General features: G+C 72.0%; 16 protein-coding genes. 8 read left to right on the top strand and 8 right to left on the bottom strand.

Going from position 1 to position 16,864, the window contains the following annotated elements; all coding sequences use genetic code 11:
- Nucleotides 1-79 precede the first annotated feature (79 nt).
- Together ABFX54_RS05630 and ABFX54_RS05625 are read left to right on the top strand one after the other, a co-directional pair.
- The gene (locus ABFX54_RS05630) at nt 80-1,003 is read left to right on the top strand and encodes a saccharopine dehydrogenase family protein (protein WP_346101962.1); all 924 of its coding nucleotides are present in this window, start codon (nt 80-82) and stop codon (nt 1,001-1,003) included.
- Nucleotides 1,004-1,128: 125 nt separating this feature from the next.
- Nucleotides 1,129-1,263 (top strand): hypothetical protein, encoded by a 135-nt coding sequence (locus ABFX54_RS05625; protein ID WP_346101960.1) that lies wholly within the window; start codon nt 1,129-1,131, stop codon nt 1,261-1,263.
- Nucleotides 1,264-1,492: 229 nt separating this feature from the next.
- Here the strand turns inward: ABFX54_RS05625 and ABFX54_RS05620 are convergent, their stop codons facing one another.
- Both ABFX54_RS05620 and ABFX54_RS05615 read right to left on the bottom strand, forming a co-directional pair.
- Nucleotides 1,493-2,020 (bottom strand): carboxymuconolactone decarboxylase family protein, encoded by a 528-nt coding sequence (locus tag ABFX54_RS05620; RefSeq protein ID WP_346101959.1) that lies wholly within the window; start codon nt 2,018-2,020, stop codon nt 1,493-1,495.
- Nucleotides 2,017-2,766, bottom strand: coding sequence for an SDR family oxidoreductase (locus ABFX54_RS05615; RefSeq protein WP_346101958.1), 750 nt, complete (start codon nt 2,764-2,766; stop codon nt 2,017-2,019). The genes ABFX54_RS05620 and ABFX54_RS05615 overlap by 4 nt, the downstream gene beginning before the upstream one ends.
- Nucleotides 2,767-2,845: 79 nt before the next feature.
- On the opposite strand from ABFX54_RS05615, the gene ABFX54_RS05610 reads away from it, so the two are divergent.
- Together ABFX54_RS05610 and ABFX54_RS05605 are read left to right on the top strand one after the other, a co-directional pair.
- Nucleotides 2,846-3,319: an RrF2 family transcriptional regulator gene (locus ABFX54_RS05610; RefSeq protein ID WP_346101956.1), complete on the top strand. Its 474-nt coding sequence runs from the start codon at nt 2,846-2,848 to the stop codon at nt 3,317-3,319.
- 1,107 nt (nt 3,320-4,426) lie between these two features.
- Nucleotides 4,427-5,689, top strand: a complete 1,263-nt coding sequence (locus tag ABFX54_RS05605; RefSeq protein WP_346101954.1) for a hypothetical protein — start codon at nt 4,427-4,429, stop codon at nt 5,687-5,689.
- Nucleotides 5,690-5,764: 75 nt separating this feature from the next.
- Here ABFX54_RS05605 and ABFX54_RS05600 read toward each other — a convergent pair whose 3' ends face one another.
- Nucleotides 5,765-9,031, bottom strand: a complete 3,267-nt coding sequence (locus tag ABFX54_RS05600) for an efflux RND transporter permease subunit (RefSeq protein WP_346101953.1) — start codon at nt 9,029-9,031, stop codon at nt 5,765-5,767.
- Between the two features lie 103 nt (nt 9,032-9,134).
- Between ABFX54_RS05600 and ABFX54_RS05595 the strand changes: the two genes are divergently transcribed.
- Nucleotides 9,135-9,590 carry a MarR family winged helix-turn-helix transcriptional regulator gene (locus ABFX54_RS05595; RefSeq protein WP_346101951.1) on the top strand — a complete coding sequence of 152 codons (456 nt, stop codon included), beginning with the start codon at nt 9,135-9,137 and terminating at the stop codon, nt 9,588-9,590.
- A 94-nt stretch (nt 9,591-9,684) separates the two neighbouring features.
- Here the strand turns inward: ABFX54_RS05595 and ABFX54_RS05590 are convergent, their stop codons facing one another.
- Together ABFX54_RS05590 and ABFX54_RS05585 are read right to left on the bottom strand one after the other, a co-directional pair.
- A complete protein-coding gene (locus ABFX54_RS05590; RefSeq protein ID WP_428834501.1) occupies nt 9,685-11,955 on the bottom strand; it encodes a HelD family protein in 2,271 nt (756 codons plus the stop codon).
- Nucleotides 11,956-12,135: 180 nt separating this feature from the next.
- Complete coding sequence (locus tag ABFX54_RS05585; RefSeq protein WP_346101949.1) at nt 12,136-12,624, bottom strand: hypothetical protein; 489 nt, start codon at nt 12,622-12,624, stop codon at nt 12,136-12,138.
- 126 nt (nt 12,625-12,750) lie between these two features.
- On the opposite strand from ABFX54_RS05585, the gene ABFX54_RS05580 reads away from it, so the two are divergent.
- Entirely contained in the window at nt 12,751-13,068 is a 318-nt protein-coding gene (locus ABFX54_RS05580) for a dienelactone hydrolase family protein (protein WP_346102054.1), read from the top strand.
- A 16-nt stretch (nt 13,069-13,084) separates the two neighbouring features.
- On the opposite strand, the gene ABFX54_RS05575 is transcribed toward ABFX54_RS05580, so the two are convergent.
- Complete coding sequence (locus ABFX54_RS05575) at nt 13,085-13,804, bottom strand: class I SAM-dependent methyltransferase (protein ID WP_346101947.1); 720 nt, start codon at nt 13,802-13,804, stop codon at nt 13,085-13,087.
- 320 nt (nt 13,805-14,124) lie between these two features.
- Here ABFX54_RS05575 and ABFX54_RS05570 point away from each other — a divergent pair, with 320 nt between their 5' ends.
- Nucleotides 14,125-14,886, top strand: coding sequence for an SDR family NAD(P)-dependent oxidoreductase (locus ABFX54_RS05570; RefSeq protein WP_346101945.1), 762 nt, complete (start codon nt 14,125-14,127; stop codon nt 14,884-14,886).
- A gap of 39 nt (nt 14,887-14,925) precedes the next feature.
- Here the strand turns inward: ABFX54_RS05570 and ABFX54_RS05565 are convergent, their stop codons facing one another.
- Nucleotides 14,926-15,396, bottom strand: a complete 471-nt coding sequence (locus ABFX54_RS05565; RefSeq protein WP_346101943.1) for a pyridoxamine 5'-phosphate oxidase family protein — start codon at nt 15,394-15,396, stop codon at nt 14,926-14,928.
- Between the two features lie 107 nt (nt 15,397-15,503).
- Nucleotides 15,504-15,989, bottom strand: coding sequence for a CGNR zinc finger domain-containing protein (locus ABFX54_RS05560; RefSeq protein ID WP_346101941.1), 486 nt, complete (start codon nt 15,987-15,989; stop codon nt 15,504-15,506).
- A gap of 120 nt (nt 15,990-16,109) precedes the next feature.
- Here ABFX54_RS05560 and ABFX54_RS05555 point away from each other — a divergent pair.
- On the top strand, nt 16,110-16,864 hold a 755-nt coding region (locus tag ABFX54_RS05555), incomplete at its 3' end, for an SCO6745 family protein (RefSeq protein WP_346101940.1).

Here is a 16,864-nt window from a genome sequence, read left to right as displayed (position 1 = left end):
GGGGCGGTGGCGGGGGGGGGGGGGGGGGGGGGGGGGGGCCGCCGACGTCGCCGGCTCTCTCCCCGGTACGGCCCACGCCGTGCGCGTGGACCTCGACGACCCCGGCCAGCTGGCCTCATTCTGCGACGGCTGCCAGATCGTGGTCAACTGCGCCGGGCCCACGTACCGGGTGCTGGACACCGTGGCCCGCGCCGCCTTCGCCGCCGGGGCCGACTACGTCGACATCGGCGGCGAGCTGGCCGCCAAGGACGCGCTCATCAACCACGAGCCGGCAGGCGACCGGACCGCGGTGTTCTCCGCCGGAGTCATGCCGGGCCTGTCCGGGCTGCTGCCCAGGCTGCTGGCCAAGGGGCGTCCACTGCGCCGCCTCGACGTGTACGTGGGCGGCGCGGCCGTGTTCACACCCCTGTCCGCCGTGGACGCGTTGTTGACCAGGGGGCCCACGTTCGGAGCGCCGATGGCGGCCTGGCGCGAGGGCCGAATCGAGCCGAACGCCCTCGCACCATTGCATGAGGTACGTCTGCCGGGCTTCCCCGTCCCCGTGCACGCCTGGCCGTACCTCACCACCGAAGCACAGACCCTGGCCGTCGACACCCATGCCGACGAGGTGCGCTCCTACAATGTCTTCGTCTCCAACCGCCTCCCCGATGCTCTCGCGGCGGCCTGGGCCGAAGCGGACGGCACCGACGCCGCCACGCTCGCCCCGCACGCCGACTCCGTCGTGCGCGCCTCGCTACAGGACAACGCCGACTTCGGCGCCTTCTACGTCATGCTCTTCACCGCCCGCCCCCGTCCCGGCACGCCGCCCGGCCCCGGGCGTATCGTCCTCACAGCCACCGACTCCTACGCGCTGAGCGGGGTGGTGATGGCGCTCGCCGCCCGCGCCGTGCTCACCGGCTCCGTGCCGGCAGGCATCCACCTGGCCGCAGAGATCCTGGACCCGAATGCCACCGCCACCGAACTGCGCAACGATCCACTGGTCGAAGACCTCGTCATCATGTGATCCTCGCGTCGCCGTCCCCGCCCAGCCCCTGACCACCGCAACCTCCTGGGTCAGCCATTGACTCCCCCGCGGGACGGGCGGAATTGCGGTGAGGGCCCAGAGGGTGTCGTGGGGCTCAGGGGGGAATGGCCGCCCGGTCGGTGACCGAGCGGCGCACGATGCGCAGGGTGGCCAGGAACGTGATCCGGTCCGGGTCGATCCCCGCGGTGGTGGCAGCGACGCAGATCAGGGTGGCCAGGGTCCAGTGGGTCAGGAGGTAGGCCCAGATCTCCTGGCGCGCCGGTGGAAGGACTCGAGGTCAGCCTCGCGGGAGCGCAGCAGAAGCTCGCCCAGGTCGACCAGCTCGCCGCTCAAGGGACCGCCGTCAACCTCGGCATGCCCATAGTGCTGTGACCGGAAACGATCACCGGGTTCGCGTGTAGTCCGCCGAGGAAGCCTTCGTCGCCCAACCCGGTGATCGTTTCCGGTCACAGCATTAGAGACGGGTCGTCAATTGCGAGGCTGCGCCGGCATCTGCAGCGGGACACCGAACCGGTTGAAGGCGTTCATCAGAGCGACCTGGACGACCAGCGCGCCGAGTTCCTCGTCGGTCATGAGGTCGCGGACGCCGGCCCAGACCTCGTCGCTGACGCCGTGCGGGGTCAGTGTCGTTGCGGCCTCGGTGTACTCGAGCGCCGCCCGCTCCGCCGGGGTGAACAGCGCCGATTCGCGCCACGCGGATAGCTGGATGATGCGGTTCAGTGATTCGCCCTGCTCCAACGCATCGTGACTGTGCAGGTCGATGCAGTGCACACAGTGGTTGATCTGCGACGTACGCAGCTTGACCAGCTCGCGGATGGTCGGATCGAGTGGCGAGGTGAGAACGGCCTGGTCCGCGGCGTAGAGCGCCTTGGCGGCCTTTGGGGCGGCCGTCCGCAGGTCGAGGCGGGGCTTACCGGCGTGCACATGGGTGGTCATGATTTCCCTTTCAGGCGTGGATATCGCGATGTCGAGCCAGGCGTGCGCGGCGCGGGTCACGAGGAGTGCGCGGCCGACCAGTCGTCGAAGGTGGTGCGCCCGATCCGGGCGACACCGAGCGGAACCAGCGAGTCCCGCACGATCGGTACGCCGAAGTAGCCGGCGCCGGCGTCCGGCTTGAGAGGGCGCTCATCACCTCGCGCGGCGAACGCCGGACCGATGAAACGGGCGATGGCCGCGCGTTCCGGCCCCGCGACCTCGACCACGCCGTCGAGCGGGGCGGAGGTGGCTACGTCCACGAGGGCGGCGGCGACGTCGGCCGCAGCGACCGGCTGAAGGTCCGCGGCAGGCGGCACGATCACGTCGTCCTGCGCCATGCCGGCGCCCATGGCCGTCAGGTTCTCGAAGAACTGTGTCGCCCGCACGATGGTGAAAGGGGTGCCCGACTCGGCGACGAGCCTTTCCTGCGCGGCCTTGGCGTCCAGGTAGCCCGGGTACGAGAGCCGGTCTACACCGACGATCGACAGCACCACATGGTGCCGCACCCCGGCTTCCCGCCCGGCGTTCAGCAGGGTGCGGGTCGAGGTGGTGAAGAAGTCGAGGATCGGCTCGGGTTCGAAGATCACTTTGTTGGTCACGTCGACGACCACGTCCGAGCCCTTCAGCGCGTCGGCGACGCCGCGGCCACTGATCGTGTCCACGCCGGTTCCCGGCGCGGCCGACACGACGTCGTGGCCGAGCCGCTGCAGCGACTCGACGACTTTCGACCCGATGAGTCCGGTTCCCCCGGCAACGACGATGCGCATGTCCCACTCCTGAATTCGGATAACTGTTGTCCGAGATTCTATTCGGACAACAGTTATCCGCGTCAAGTAGGCTGGGCGAATGAAGATGTCAGGCGGGGTCGAGTGGGGCTTGCACTGCTGCGTCGCGCTCAGCGGTTCGGGCGCGCCGGTGACGGCGGCCAAGCTCGCCGAGCTGCACGACGTCTCGCAGAGCTATCTGGCCAAGCAGCTGCAACTGTTGTCCCGCGCAGGCCTTGTGCGCTCGACGCTGGGCCAGTCCGGCGGCTATGTGCTGACTCGGGCTGCGCATGAGATCACGGTGCTTGACGTGGTCGAGGCGATCGACGGCGTCCAGCCGGCATTCCGGTGTACTGAAGTGCGTCAGCGGGGCCCGATGGCCGTGCCGGTGGAGCGGTGTGACACTCCCTGCCCGATCGCCCGCACGATGGATTCCGCCGACCGCGCCTGGCGGGAGTCGCTACGCGCAGTCACCATTGCCGACCTGATCGCCGAAGTCAACCGTACGACGCCACCTGAGATACTCGCGGGGACCCGGGAGTGGCTGCGCGCCTGAGCGACGGCGACGAGCCTTCCACGGCCGTCGGTGCTACCTCCCGGCCGAGGCCGGCACGATCATCGCTCGCCCGTACCGCACCCAGCCGGTGCTGCCCCGGCACATCCGATCGGCGCGACGGACCACCCGCGAACCCGATGATCATTTCCGGTCACAGCACTAACCCGTCAACTTCACTGCTGAGACGGACTGCTTAGTTCGGAGAAGCAGGCGTGTTCATGCTGACAAGAGGTCCCGTAGGGCGGAGCGCTTCCCTCCTAGCTCGACTTTGCGCTGGTCGAAGTGCTCCTCGAACTCGAGCGAATTCCAGAGCGTTCTCAGTGAGAGTTTCGCGTGTGGTGTCGTCGCCCCAGATGGGCTCGAACGTGAGGCCGAGCTCGGGGCCGACGTAGGGCTGATACATGGCTGTCCTCCTCTCGGCCGGCTGTGCGGCCGGCGCGCGTGGCGTGCCTGTCCGCGGTCATGGACCGCGAGGTCCGGGTTGGCGCCGACGATCGGTAGAGGACCGCGGCAGGGACATTGAACTGGTGGCCTCGGCCCTCTACGCCCTGGTCCGGCCGCGCCCGTTCCAGGGGATGCCTGGCTGTGCAGGAAGGAGATCGGCGGGCACTTCTGCTCCAGAGGTCGGCCCAGGACCTCGAGTTCCGGCGCCGGGAAGGGAGGACGGAGGAGAGACGTCTCGCTGCCGAAGGTCACGGCCGCACCATCGAGTGCGCCTGCGAGGAGGGCGACAGACCGAGGAAGGCGATCCGGCTGAGCCTGAGCGAGCCATCATCGCCGCAGTCGGCGGGCACACCGTGGCGGGCGGGCTGGAGCTGGCGTTCTGATGCGGTCTACGAGGGCAATGGAGGACAGGCGTCGGCCGGCGGCGTCCCAGCCGGGCCAGTGCGGACGATGTTCCCGCAGCCGGGAACGCGATGATCCAGGCTGGGAGAGTCCTTCACGCCGTCGCGGTGGCAGAGCGAAGAACACGCGGCCCTCACCCGCCGGTGTCCGGCCTGGCTGCCGTGTTCGTCTGGTGGTCAGTTGTCTGGCCGGCGACGAGCCTGCGCCTTTACAATGTAGATTTATGATCAAGGCAACACGTTCATCCGGGCCGACCGCGACGTGACCGTCGCGGATCTCGCCGGACGCCGGGAGCCACGCCTCGCGGCCGCCGCCATGGCCCTGCTCCTCTCCCTCGGCGCCTTCGACCAGCTGAAGACGCCCGCCCTGCCGGCCCCCGCCGGAGCCGCCTCCTCGGCCGAGGAGGTCGCCGGGCGGCTGCGCGCACAGCTCGACGACGACGCCACCCGCGCCCCCTACGTCACCGCTCCGGCCGCTCCCCTCCTGGCGTCGTGCCCGCCGCGGAGTGGCGAGGCCCGGATGCCGCCCGGCGGCGTGCCCGCCTACAGCGGCGAGCTGCTCCCCCCGGAGATGAGCGAGCCACTGAGGGTCCGCTTCTGGATCACCTCCCCCGAGAAGGCGGCGAACGCCGTCACCGCGGCCCGCCCCGGCACCGGGGAGTGCGACCGTCCCGGCCACCAGACGCTCAAGGACGTGGCGGGCTACGACCGGCTGGGCTGGCGCGGCGTGCGCACCCTGGTCACGACGGACAGCTGGACGGACGACGGCATGCGGGGCGCCGTGGCGACGATCGTGGCCGCGCGCGGCGGGCTGCTGGCGGAGGTGACGTGGACCTGGCCGTTCGAGGCGGACGGCGAGCCCGGCCGGCACGCCCTGCTCCAGGGCACCGCATCGGCCGCGTCCGCGCTGGCGGCCACCGGCGGCGACCCCTCCAGACCCGCCACCGCCACGGCCTTGCGGTCGGCGTCGGCCAGGATGGCCGCGGCCCTGCCCCCTGCCTCCTCCTACGGCAAGGACATGACGTCCTGGCCGGTCCGGGGAAGCGGGCCGCGTTCACATGAACTGGTCTGCGGGGACCCCTCTCGTGAGGAGAACGCCTACGCCGGCGCTCCGGCCGTCACCCGTCGCCTGATCGGCGACGTCTCGGTCCACGAGGACGTGCTGTTCCTGCCGGACGAGCGCAGCGCCGAACGGGCCCGCACGACACCGCTCGCCTGGGACGGCTCATGCTCCTCCCGCGAGGACGGGCAGTCCTACAGCATCCAGCCCCGGCTCGACCCCTTCACCAGCGGCCCGTGGGCGGGACAGATCAGAACGTTCGCCGTGCAGCACCCCGAACCGCCACGCCGCCCCAAGGGCCCCGTCCGCCGCTCGACGGCTCATGTCGCGGTGGGTGTGCGCCATGGCACGACCATGGTCTACCTGCGCTGGCAGGGACCTGCCGGCACGGACCCGGCCGCCGCCCTGCGCAGCGGCCGCACCGCCCTCACGAGCACCCTCGGCCGGCTGCCCGCCGGCGGGTGAGACGACAGGCGCGCGCTCCGGCGGGCGACGATCGGTGTCGTCGCCCGCCGGAGCGTCACTTCCCAGGTGTCGTGGTCACGCGGGCTGGCCGACCAGCTTCTCCTGGCCCGCCTCGCCGGCGCTCTCCCCCTCCGCACGCCCGGAAGCGTGCCGCGAGCCCCCACGCTCCCGGCTCACCACCACGTACAGCGTCGGCACCAGCACCAGGGTCAGCAGCGTCGAGGAGATCAGGCCGCCGATCACCACGATCGCCAGCGGCTGCGAGATGAACCCGCCGGACCCCGTCACCCCCAGCGCCATCGGCGTCAGCGCGCAGATCGTGGCCACCGCCGTCATCAGGATCGGCCGCAGCCGGCGCCGGCCGCCCTCGATCACCGCCTGCACCACGCCCATGCCCTGCTCGCGGTACTGGTTGATCAGGTCGATCAGCACGATCGCGTTCGTCACCACGATGCCGATCAGCATCAGCATGCCGATCAGCGCCGGCACGCCCAGCGCCGTGTCCGTCGCCACCAGCAGCCCGATCGCGCCCGTGGCGGCGAACGGGATCGACACCAGCAGGATCACCGGCTGGATGAAGCTGCGGAACGTCGCCACCATGATCATGAACACGATCGCGATCGCCACCAGCATCGCCAGCCCCAGGTCGGCGAACGCGTCCGCCTGGTCGGCCGACACCCCGCCGATCTCGTAGGAGGCACCCGCCTGCAGCTGCAGGCCGTCCAGCTTCGTCGTCAGCGCCTGCGTCAGCGTGCCCAGGTCGCCGGAGTCCTCCGCCTTGGCCGACACCGTCGCGGAACGCTCCCCGTCGATCCTGGTCACCTGCGTCGGCCCGGCCACCTCGCGCACGTCGGCCACCGACGACAGCTTCACCAGCCCGGCCGCCGTGGGCAGCTTCAGGTTCCCGATCGCCTTCAGGTCGTCCGGCGCGTCGGCGCCGCGCAGCACCAGGTCGCTCGTACGGCCGTCCAGGACGATCTGGCCCAGCGGCGCGCCGCGGAACGCCTGCGCCACCGCCTGCCCGACCTGCGCCTCCGACAGGCCGCGCTCGGCGGCCTCCTCCCGGTCCACCACGACCTCGACGCGGGGCGCGCTGGTCTCCAGGTTCGACGACAGGTCCCGCAGGCCCGACACCTCGCCCATCGCCCGCTTCACCTCGTCGGTCGCGGCCCGCAGCGCCTCGGTGTCGGGCGCGCGCACGATCACGTCGATCGAGTCGGAGGCGAACCCGCCCCCGCCGCCGCCCCCACCGCCGATGGTGACCTCGCCGACCCCGGACAGGCCGTCGATCGCCGTACGGAGCTCCTTCTCGATCGTGGCGGTGTCGGAGTCCTCGGCCAGCGTCACCGAGTAGGAGGCCCGGTCGGCGCCGCCGCCGGTGCCGCCCATCATGGCGTTGCCGCCACCCACGTTCACCTGGTACGTCTCGACGCCGTCCTGCGCGGCCAGCACCGCCTCGACCTTCTTGGCCGCCTCGTCCGTCGTCGCCAGGTCCGTGCCGACCGGCATCCGCTGCGACAGCGACAGCGTGTTCTGCCCGGAGGAGTCGAGGAAGTTCGTCTGCAGCCCGCCGGCCAGCCCCATCGTGCCGACGAACACCGCCACCCCGATGAGGATCGTCACCAGCTTGAACTTGGTGGCGAAACGCAGCACCGGCAGGTAGGCCCGCTGCAGCGGCGAGCGCAGCTCCTTGGCCTCGGCCTCCTCCCGCTGCTTGCGCGCCTGCTCCGGCGTCAGGTCCGGCGTCCGCAGGAACCAGAACGCCAGCACCGGCACCACCGTCAGCGACACCACCAGCGAGGCCAGCAGCGCCACCGTCACCGTGATCGCGAACGGGCTGAACAGCTCGCCCACCAGGCCGCCCACCAGCGCGATCGGCGCGAACACCGCCACCGTCGTCAACGTCGAGGCCGTCACCGCCCCCGACACCTCACGCACCGCCGTCAAGATCGCCGGCAACCTGGCCTCGCCGTAGGCCAGATGGCGTTTGATGTTCTCCAGCACCACGATCGAGTCGTCCACCACCCGGCCGACCGCGATCGTCAGCGCGCCCAGCGTCAGCAGGTTCAGCGAGTAGTCGCCGGCCCACAGCACCAGCAGCGCGATCACCACCGACAGCGGGATCGACACCGCCGTCACCAGCGTCGAACGCACCGACAGCAGGAACACCAGGATGACCAGCACCGCGAACGCCAGCCCCAGCAGGCCCTCGGTGGTCAGGCTCTCGATCGACTGCTCCACGTACGGGGCCTGGTCGAACACCACCGACACCGCCGTGTCCGAGGAGTCGCCCAGCGCCTTGGTCAGGTCGGGCAGCTTCTCGGCGATGGCGTGCGAGATCGCCACCGCGTTGCCGTCGGGCACCATCGTCACCGACACGCCCAGGCTCGTCTTGCCGTCGGTGCGGGTGATGGCCGACGCGGCCTCAAGACCGCGCGTGATCTTCGCCACGTCGCCCAGCTTGACCGGCTTGAGCGGCTTCGGCGGCGCGACCGGCTGCCGCGCAGGCTGGCCCTGCCCCGGCCGTCCCGCCTGAGCCTGCTGCGCTTGCTGAGCCTGGGCCTGGGCCTGCTGCTGCTGTTGCTGCTGTTGCGCGGCCGAAGGCTGGGCGGGCGTCAGATACAGGTCCTTCAGCTTGCGCACCGAGTCGACCCGCGAGCCCACCTGCACCGTCAGCGACTTCTCGCCCGAGATCAGCGTCCCCGCCGGGATCGGCGTGCCGTTCGCCTTCAGCACCTCGGGGATCTGCGCCGCCGACACCCCCGCCAGCGCCATCTTCTTCGTGTCCGGCTCGATGGTGACGACCTCGTCACGGGTGCCCGTGACCGTCGCCTCCCGTACGCCCTCCACGCTCTGCAGCTCCGGCACCACGATCCGGCGCAGCTTGTCGGCCATCGCCCGCTCGTCGCCGCCGTCGCCGACCGCCAGCACCAGCACCGGGATGTCGTCGGTACTGCCCGCCACGACCTGCGGATCCACCCCGTCCGGCAGCTGCACCCCGCTGATCGCCTGCTGCATCTTGTTCAGCGACGACTCGATGTCGGTGCCGTACTCGAAGGCCACCTGGATCTGCGCCAGGCCCTCCTTCGAGGTCGACGTCATCTGCTCCATCCCGGCCAGCCCCTGGAAGGAGTCCTCGATCGGAGCGGTAACCTGATCTTCGACGATCTCCGGTGACGCACCCGGGAACGGCGCGATCACGAACGCGCCGGGAAACGACAGCGACGGCAGCAACTGCTGTTTGAGCTGCGGGATCGTGAACGCGCCGAACGCGGTCAGCACGATCGCCACCAAGATGACAAGGCTGCGGTTGAGCAGGCTCAGCCGGGCGAATGCGGTCATACTCCCCCTCCAAGAGTTCGCCCCACACTAACACTTCGCCTTGAACGAATATTTAGACGGACCGAGCTTTCCTGATAACCTTCTCAGGAAGCGAGAGGTGAGTGTGAGCGACGAACGCGAAGAGCTGATCAGCCGGATCACCCAGACCCAGCGTGGCCTGGGCAGGCTGTTCGCCCAGCACCAATCCCCCCTGTTCAGCTCCAACCTCACCATGAGGCAGCTCAAGGTCATCCTGATCCTGTCCACCACCGGCTCCGCCTCCGGCCAGGACCTGGCCCACAACCTCGGCGTCGGCCTCGGCACCGTCACCGGCATCGTCGACCGGCTCGTCGCCCACGGCCTCGTCGGCCGGCACGAGGACCCCCACGACCGCCGCGTACGCCGCGTCCAGCTCACCCCCGCCGGCACCAAGCTGATCGAGGACATCAACAACAGCGGCGTCCAGCACTACCGGCGCATCATGGAGCACCTCGACACCGAGACCCTGCGCGCCCTCGACCGCGTGACCCGGACGGTCCGCGACGTGGCCGAGAAGCTCGCCCACGAGGGCGACGCCTGACCCTTGACGGCGAGGCGAGCGCGCGCCTCGCCGTCAAGGGTTTTCTGCTGAGCGGTGGGCCTTGAGCCGGCCGTCGCCTTTACCTTGTAGATTTCTAGGCGAGTCGGGACAGCACCGGCGGCAGCTCGCCCTCGTGCACCACCGTCAGCCGCCGCGTCGCCCGCGTCACCGCCACGTACAGGTCCTGGCCCCCCATCGGCGACTGCCCCAGGATCCCCGCCGGGTCGACCACCACCACCGCGTCGAACTCCAGCCCCTTGGCCTGCGTCACCGTCAGCACCACCACCGGCGCGTCCAGGTCCCCCCGCGGGAACAGCGCGGCCATCTCGGCGTGCCGCGCGTCCGGCGTCACCACGCCCAACCGGCCCTCCCCGGCTCCACCGCCGGTCCCGGTCTCGCCGTCCTGGCCGCCCTCGGCCCTGCGCTCGGCCAGCTCGGCCGCCACCAGCTCCGGCAGCCCGGACACCGGCATGCGGACCGCCCGCGGCTCCGCGCCGCCCTCGCGTACCGACTCCGGCGGCTCCTGCCCGGGCGCGTACGCGCGCAGCACGTCCGCCGCCACCCGCATGATCTCCACCGGCGTGCGGTAGTTGACCAGCAGCCGCTCCTCGCGCCAGCGCCCCTCCAGGTACGGGTCCAGCACCTCCCCCCACGTACGCGCCCCCGCCGCCGACCCCGTCTGGGCCAGGTCGCCCACCACGGTCAGCGACTTGGCCGGCACCCGCCGCATGATCATCCGCCAGGCCATCGGCGACAGCTCCTGCGCCTCGTCCACGATCACATGCCCGTAGGCCCAGCCGCGGTCGGCCGCCGCCCGGTCGGCGGTGGTCAGGCCGATGCCGTCGTCGGCGTGCCGCTCGGCCAGTACGTCGGCCCGGTCGAGGACGCCCGCCTCGGCCACGCCCGTCGTGGTCAGCACCTCGCTCGCGTACAGCAGCTCCTCGGCCTGCTCCCGCTCCGCCCGCCTGGCCGCCACCCGCAGCGCCGAGTCGTCCTCGCCGAGCAGTGCGGCGGCCTCGTCCAGCAGCGGCACGTCCCCGTCCGTCCACTCCGCCTCCGGCGGGCGCGTCAGCAGGTGCCAGTCCAGGCCGGGCGGGCAGGCCGCCCACAACGTCTCCGGCGAGGAGAGCAGCTCCGCCACCAGCTGCTGCGGCGTCAGCTCCGGCCACAGCTCGTCCAGCGCCCGGCGCACCTCCGGCTCGCCCCACAGCCGCGCCGAGGCCAGCTCCACGTCCAGGTCGTCGAGGTCGCCCTCCAGGTCCAGCGGCTCGCTCAGCTCGGGTTCGCCCTCGATCACCAGCTCCTCGATGTGCAGCGACTCCTCCAGCGCCCGCGCCTCGGCCCTGGCCAGCTCCTTGAGCAGCTCGGTGACGACCAGCTTGCGCGCCATGTTGTGCGGCAGCCGTACCGCGCGCGCCCGCTCGCGCAGCCGCGCGCACGTCTCGTGCGGCACCCGCAGGCGCAGGCCGTCGAGCTCCACCACCAGCTCACCGGACGGCACCCGCTGGCGCAGCCGCACCGCCTCGGCCACCACCTCGGCCATGCGCGGATCACCCTTGACCACCGCCGCCTGCGGGGTGTCGGCCGCCGTCGCGCGCACGCCGGGGAACATCTCGCCGACCGTGGTCATCACCACCTGCGTCTCGCCCAGCGCGGGCAGCACCTGGCCGATGTAGCGCAGGAACATCGGGTTGGGGCCCACGACCAGCACTCCGCGCCGTTCGAGGGTGTCGCGGTGGGTGTAGAGCAGGTACGCCGCCCGGTGCAGCGCCGCCACCGTCTTGCCGGTGCCCGGCCCGCCCTGCACCACCAGCGCCCCCTGCAGCCCGGCCCTGATCACCCGGTCCTGCTCGGTCTGGATGGTGGCCACCACGTCGCCCATCCGGCCGGTGCGGCCCCGGCGCAGCGCGGCCAGCAGCGCCGCCTCGCCCACCAGCGTGCGCCGATCCCCCTCGCTCATCCGCTCCAGGTCGAACACCTCGTCGTCGATCCCGACCACGACCCGGTCCTTCAGGTGCAGGTGGCGGCGCCGTACCAGGCCGCCGGGATCGGTCGCGGTGGCCACGTAGAACGGCCGCGCCGCCGGAGCCCGCCAGTCGATCAGCACCGACTCGTGCCGTTCGTCGCGCAGGCCGATCCTGCCGATGTACGTGCGCAGGCCCGAGCCGTCGTCCACCCGGCCGAAGCACAGTCCCCGCTCGACCGCGTTCAGCTGCGCCAGCCGCCGCGCCTGCTCCGAGGCCAGCGCCTCGCGTTCCACCATCGCCTGGCGTGTTCCCGCGCCGGCGCCCCTGGCGTACACCTCGCGCAGCGTCGCCTCGGCGCGCTGCCTGGCGACGTCGAGCAGGTCGTAGAGCCACGCCACAGTGCGCTGCTCGCTGTCAAGGGCTTGCGCAAGACCATCTTGACGATTAGTCATTCCCTGGTATACTCCTAACAGGAGGTCTGTGAACAGCTCGCTTGCAGACATGCAATGTTCGAGCTTAGCGCCGCGCCATCGGCCCGCGCAATCCCTCCTCCGCACACGCGTGCGGATCGTGACCTTTCAGAGCGCCAGCACGGCCATGAAAGCCATGCTGGCCGCCATTCCGGCCGAGCACAGCTCCAGGCCCAGCCCCCGATGCCACCCCTGACGCCGCCCGTCCCGCTCCGGCAGGACCCGGACGAGACGGGCGCAGGTCCAGAGCACCCCGATCACCACCGCCACCCCCGCCGCCGAGCCGCCCCCATGCGCGTGCCCGGCCCCCACGTGATCGGATCCGCCTGTCGCCGTCAGCACGAGCAGGACCGACATCACCACGAAGTCGTGGATGTGATGACCGGCCTCCGCCCGCCGGGACGGCGAACCGCACCACCAGCCGGCGGCCAGCAGCGCGAGCACCGCGACGGCCACGAACCCCGCGTGCCCGGCCGCCATGCCCAGCGCCATGACGACGTGCGGCCACCTCCCGCCGGAACGCGCCGACGGCAGCAGCGCCGGGACGAGCGCCAGCACGCAGCCGGCCGACACCCCCGCCACGTGCAGCAGCTGCATCACGGGCCTCCTCACCCTTCGCGGTCCCGGCTGAACAGACCTCCGGCCCGGCCGGAACTCATCGCTCAGGCCGGCTCCGTGGCGAAAACCCGGCCCTGAGCGAGGAGAACCGTCCACACGCCCGACCTGTTCGAGGGCCGCACCTCCGGCGGTACGCGGGGCGCGCTGCTGCACTACGCCCGCGTGCCACTGTCGGAGTTCGGCGACGCCTGGCCCGGCGGGGTGCCGGTCCAGGCGCACGGCATGGACGCCGACCCCTTCTTCGCCGGCGAGGGCGACCTCGGCTTCGCCCGGCAGGTGGTCGAGTCGGCGGAGCGGGGCGAGCTGTTCCTCTACCCCGGCGACCAGCACTACTTCGCCGACCCCACCCTGCCCTCCTACGACCCGGACGCCGCCACGTTGCTGCTGTCCCGCACGCCGGCCTTCCTCGGCGTCGTCTCCTGACGCCCCGCCGGCGAACTTACGGGCGGCGGAACAGCGCCGACAGCAGGAACGCCTGACCGAACAGCGGGGCCTCGCGCGGCTGCTCCGTCATCGGGCGCAACTCCACCTCCGTGTAGCCGGAGAGGATCCGGCGCAACTCCTGCGGCGTGTAGGCCAGCCCTCCGTGCAGGCGGCCGTCGCGGTAGAAGTCCTCGTCGGGCTGCTCGGAGCCCATGCGGCCGGCCGCGAAGTAGGTCAGCCCCAGGTGGCCGCCGGGCGCGAGCACGCGTTCCAGCAGGGCGAGGTAACTCACCCGGCGGTGCGGCGGCAGGTGGTGCAGGCAGCCGGAGTCGTACACCAGGTCGTACGGCCCCGCCGGCGCCGAGGTGAAGGCGTCCCCGCACACGAACCGCACCTCGGCGCCCGCCTCGCGGGCCCGCTCCCGCCCCCACTCCACGGCCGTGGGCGACAGATCCACCGCGTCCACCTCGAACCCGAGCGAGGCCAGGTAGACGGCGTTGCGTCCCGGGCCGCAGCCCAGGTCCAGGGCGCGGCCGGGCACCAGCAGCCCCCTGTCCACGTAGGAGGCCAGGCTCTCGTCCGGCCCGGCCGTGAAGAACGGGACCTGCCTGGAGCGGTCGGCGTAGAACTCGTCCCACCAGCCGGACGCCCGCTCCGTCCACCGGTCGGCGCCGGCGGCGAACATCCGGTCCAGCAGCTCCATGACGTCGTCGATCGTACGGATGGTGCGATTCACCCAGGACCTCCAAGAAAGGGGGCCGCCCCGCGCGGCCAGGCCCGTCGATCCTAGGCCGCCACGGCCCGCGTACGCCCTGGTCAAAGGCCCTTTCCGCACCCTCGCGCGAGGCGCTGAACGGGGCCGGGAGCGCCGTTCCATCGGCCTCCTCACTTCCCCCTCCGCGAGCGCGGCCGGCGTCCGGCGGCGCCGTCCTGAGCGGCGGACGCGGCCATGCCGGCGCCGCTCCGGCACCGGCCGGCGGCGGGCGGGGCTGTGGTCTTGCTCACACCTCGCCCACCCGCCGCGGCCGGTGCGGGCGGGTGCTAGCTTGACCGTCCATGTCCGACTATCTGCGAGAGCTGTTCTCCCTGCACGGCCGGCGCGCGCTGGTGACCGGCGGCAGTTCCGGGATCGGCTACGCCATCGCCGAGGCGATCGGCCGCGCCGGGGCCGGCGTCGTGCTGGTCGCCCGCAGACACGCCGAACTGGACCAGGCGGTCGCCCGGCTGCGCGAGCACGGAGTCACCGCCTGCGCGATCAGCGCCGACCTCGGCGACCGCGCCGCCGTCCAGCGGGTCTGCGAGCGCGCCGGAGACATCGACATCCTGGTCAACGACGCCGGCAACAACATCCGCAAGCCCATGGCCGAGCTCACCGTGGACGACTACGAGCGCACGATCGCCGTCAACCTGACCGCCCCCTACCTGCTCGGCCAGCACTTCGGCCCGCGCATGGCCGCCCGCGGCTGGGGCCGGATCATGAACGTCGGCTCGCAGCAGTCGATCAGCGCGTTCGGCGACAGCGGCGTCTACGGGGCGTCCAAGGCGGCGCTCGCCGGGCTGACCCGGTCGCAGGCCGAGGCGTGGTCGGCGAGCGGGGTGTGCGTGAACACGATCATGCCGGGGTTCGTGCTGACCCCGCTGACCGAGGCCGCCCAGGCCATCCCCGGCCGGGTCGAGGTCATGGCGGCGCGGCACATGGCCGGCCGCAACGGAGTCCCGGAGGACTTCGCGGGCGCCGCCGTCTTCCTGGCCGGCAACGCCTCCGCCTTCGTCACCGGCCAGATGCTCTTCGTCGACGGAGGCTTCTCCGTCCACTGATGGTGCTCGTACGACCGCCGGGCGCCTTTACAAAGTAGATCAGTCGCGGCGGAACTCCCGCACCCCCGCTCCCTCGCGCCAGGCGGTGATGACGAGCTCGTCACCGGTGACCCTGGTCCACGCCACCTCGCTCAGCTCGATCCGGAACAGGTGGGACTCGGTGCCGGGCAGCCCGAACGACGCCAGCAGCTCCGTGTCGGCGATCTCCACCGCCCGGCCGGCCAGCTTCAGGTCCCCCTCCCACGAGGACGGGTCGGCCGGGTCGGGGTCGCGTGAGGTCACGTGCAGCGCCATCCGCGGATCGCGGCGCAGGTCGGCGGCCTTGACCGCGCGCGGCATGGAGCCCGTCCACAGCTCCCCGTCGCGGAAACTCGTCTCGACGCCGCTCACCCGGGGCGAGCCGTCCTTGCGCAGCGTGGCCAGCACCTTGTGCGTGTACGCGTCCATGAGGCGGCGCGCCACCGCGGCCAGCTCGGGCGCCTGCTCGCCGAACTCGTTCCATGAAGCCATGGCACCCATCATGGACGCCGCCACCGACACAAACCCCGCTACCGGACCATCGGCGGGCGACCGGCGGCCGATGGGCGGGCGACCCGTGAGGCGCGTTCAGCGGGTGTTCAGGCGCGGCGGCGGGCGCGGTAGGCGCTGGCCTTGGCGCGGTTCTGGCAGGACAGGCCGCAGAAGCGCCGCGAGGTGTTCTTCGTGACGTCGAAGAAGACCAGCTCACACCCACCGGCCTCGCACGAGCGCAGCCGCTCCCCCTGCCCCACCCCGATCACCATGGCCAGCGCCGTGGCCGCGTCGGCGGCCCAGGCGTCGGGCAGGCTCGCCCCGGCGCCGTGGAAGGCCAGGCGCGGCGGGTCCCCGTGCAGGCTGGGGACGGCGCCGTGGCGGACCAGAGCCTGGTTGAGCGCGGTGACGTCGCCGGCGAAGGCGGGGTGGAGCTCGGCGGCCACGCCGGCCAGCCGATCGGCGTCGGCGTCCGTCAGCGGGCGGCCGGGCGTCCAGTCGTGCGCGCGCAGCGCCTCCTCCAGCGCGGCCCGCCGGTTGTCCGGCGGGGTGACGGGACGGCCGCGGGCGCGTTTGACGTGCAGTTCGTTCACCAGGAGGACGGCGAGCTCCGCCCACCTCCCGACATAACTGTCTATTTGGGATTGACCAGTGATGCGCCAGGCCTCTATCGTCACTGGCATAGCTTACCTAGACAGTGAGGGATTGTGGTCATGAACGCAGCGTCCAAGCTCGCCCGCCGCATGTGGCACCAGCTGGAGCCGGTGCACGCCGTGCTGTACTTCTCGCCGCAGGCGAACGACGCGGCGGCGGCGCTGGGGTACGACATGACGTCGCGCTGGCCCAGCTATTTCGCCTACCGCACCGCCCCGCTGGGCGCGGCGGGCGCGCGGCTGGCCACGGCGGCGTACTACAGCTTCAGCCCGGCGACGGTGGCCGAGCACGTGCCCGCCGTATGGGACGTGGCCTCGCCCGAGAAGGTGCTGCGGACCCGGCTGGAGGCGATCGACCAGACCTATCGCCACCTGCTCGGCGACCGGGTGGCGGGGCCGGACGTGACCGAGGCGGCGGAGCTGGCCAGGCGGGCGGCGCAGAGCGTCACGGTGGGCGGGCGGCCGTTCGCGGCGGCCAACCTGGACCTGCCCTGGCCGGACGAGCCGCACCTGGCCCTCTGGCACGCCGCCACCGTGCTGCGCGAGCACCGCGGCGACGGCCACCTGGCGGCCCTGGCCGCGGCGGAGCTGGATCCGTGCGAGGCGCTGGTGTCGTTCGCGGCGATCGGGGCCGGGCCGGTGGCGAACTTCGCCGGGCGGGGCTGGAGCGAGCAGGAGTGGGCCGAGGCCATGGAGCGGCTGGCCGGCAGGGGGCTGGTGGACGCCGCCGGGCAGGCCAGCGACGGCGGCCGTGAGCTGCGCGACCAGGTGGAGCGGATGACCGACGACCTGGGCGGCGAGGCGTGGGGGGTGGT

The organism is Nonomuraea maheshkhaliensis (assembly GCF_039529435.1).
Lineage (GTDB): Bacteria > Actinomycetota > Actinomycetes > Streptosporangiales > Streptosporangiaceae > Nonomuraea > Nonomuraea maheshkhaliensis.
This window is presented reverse-complemented; position numbering and strand designations above follow the sequence as displayed.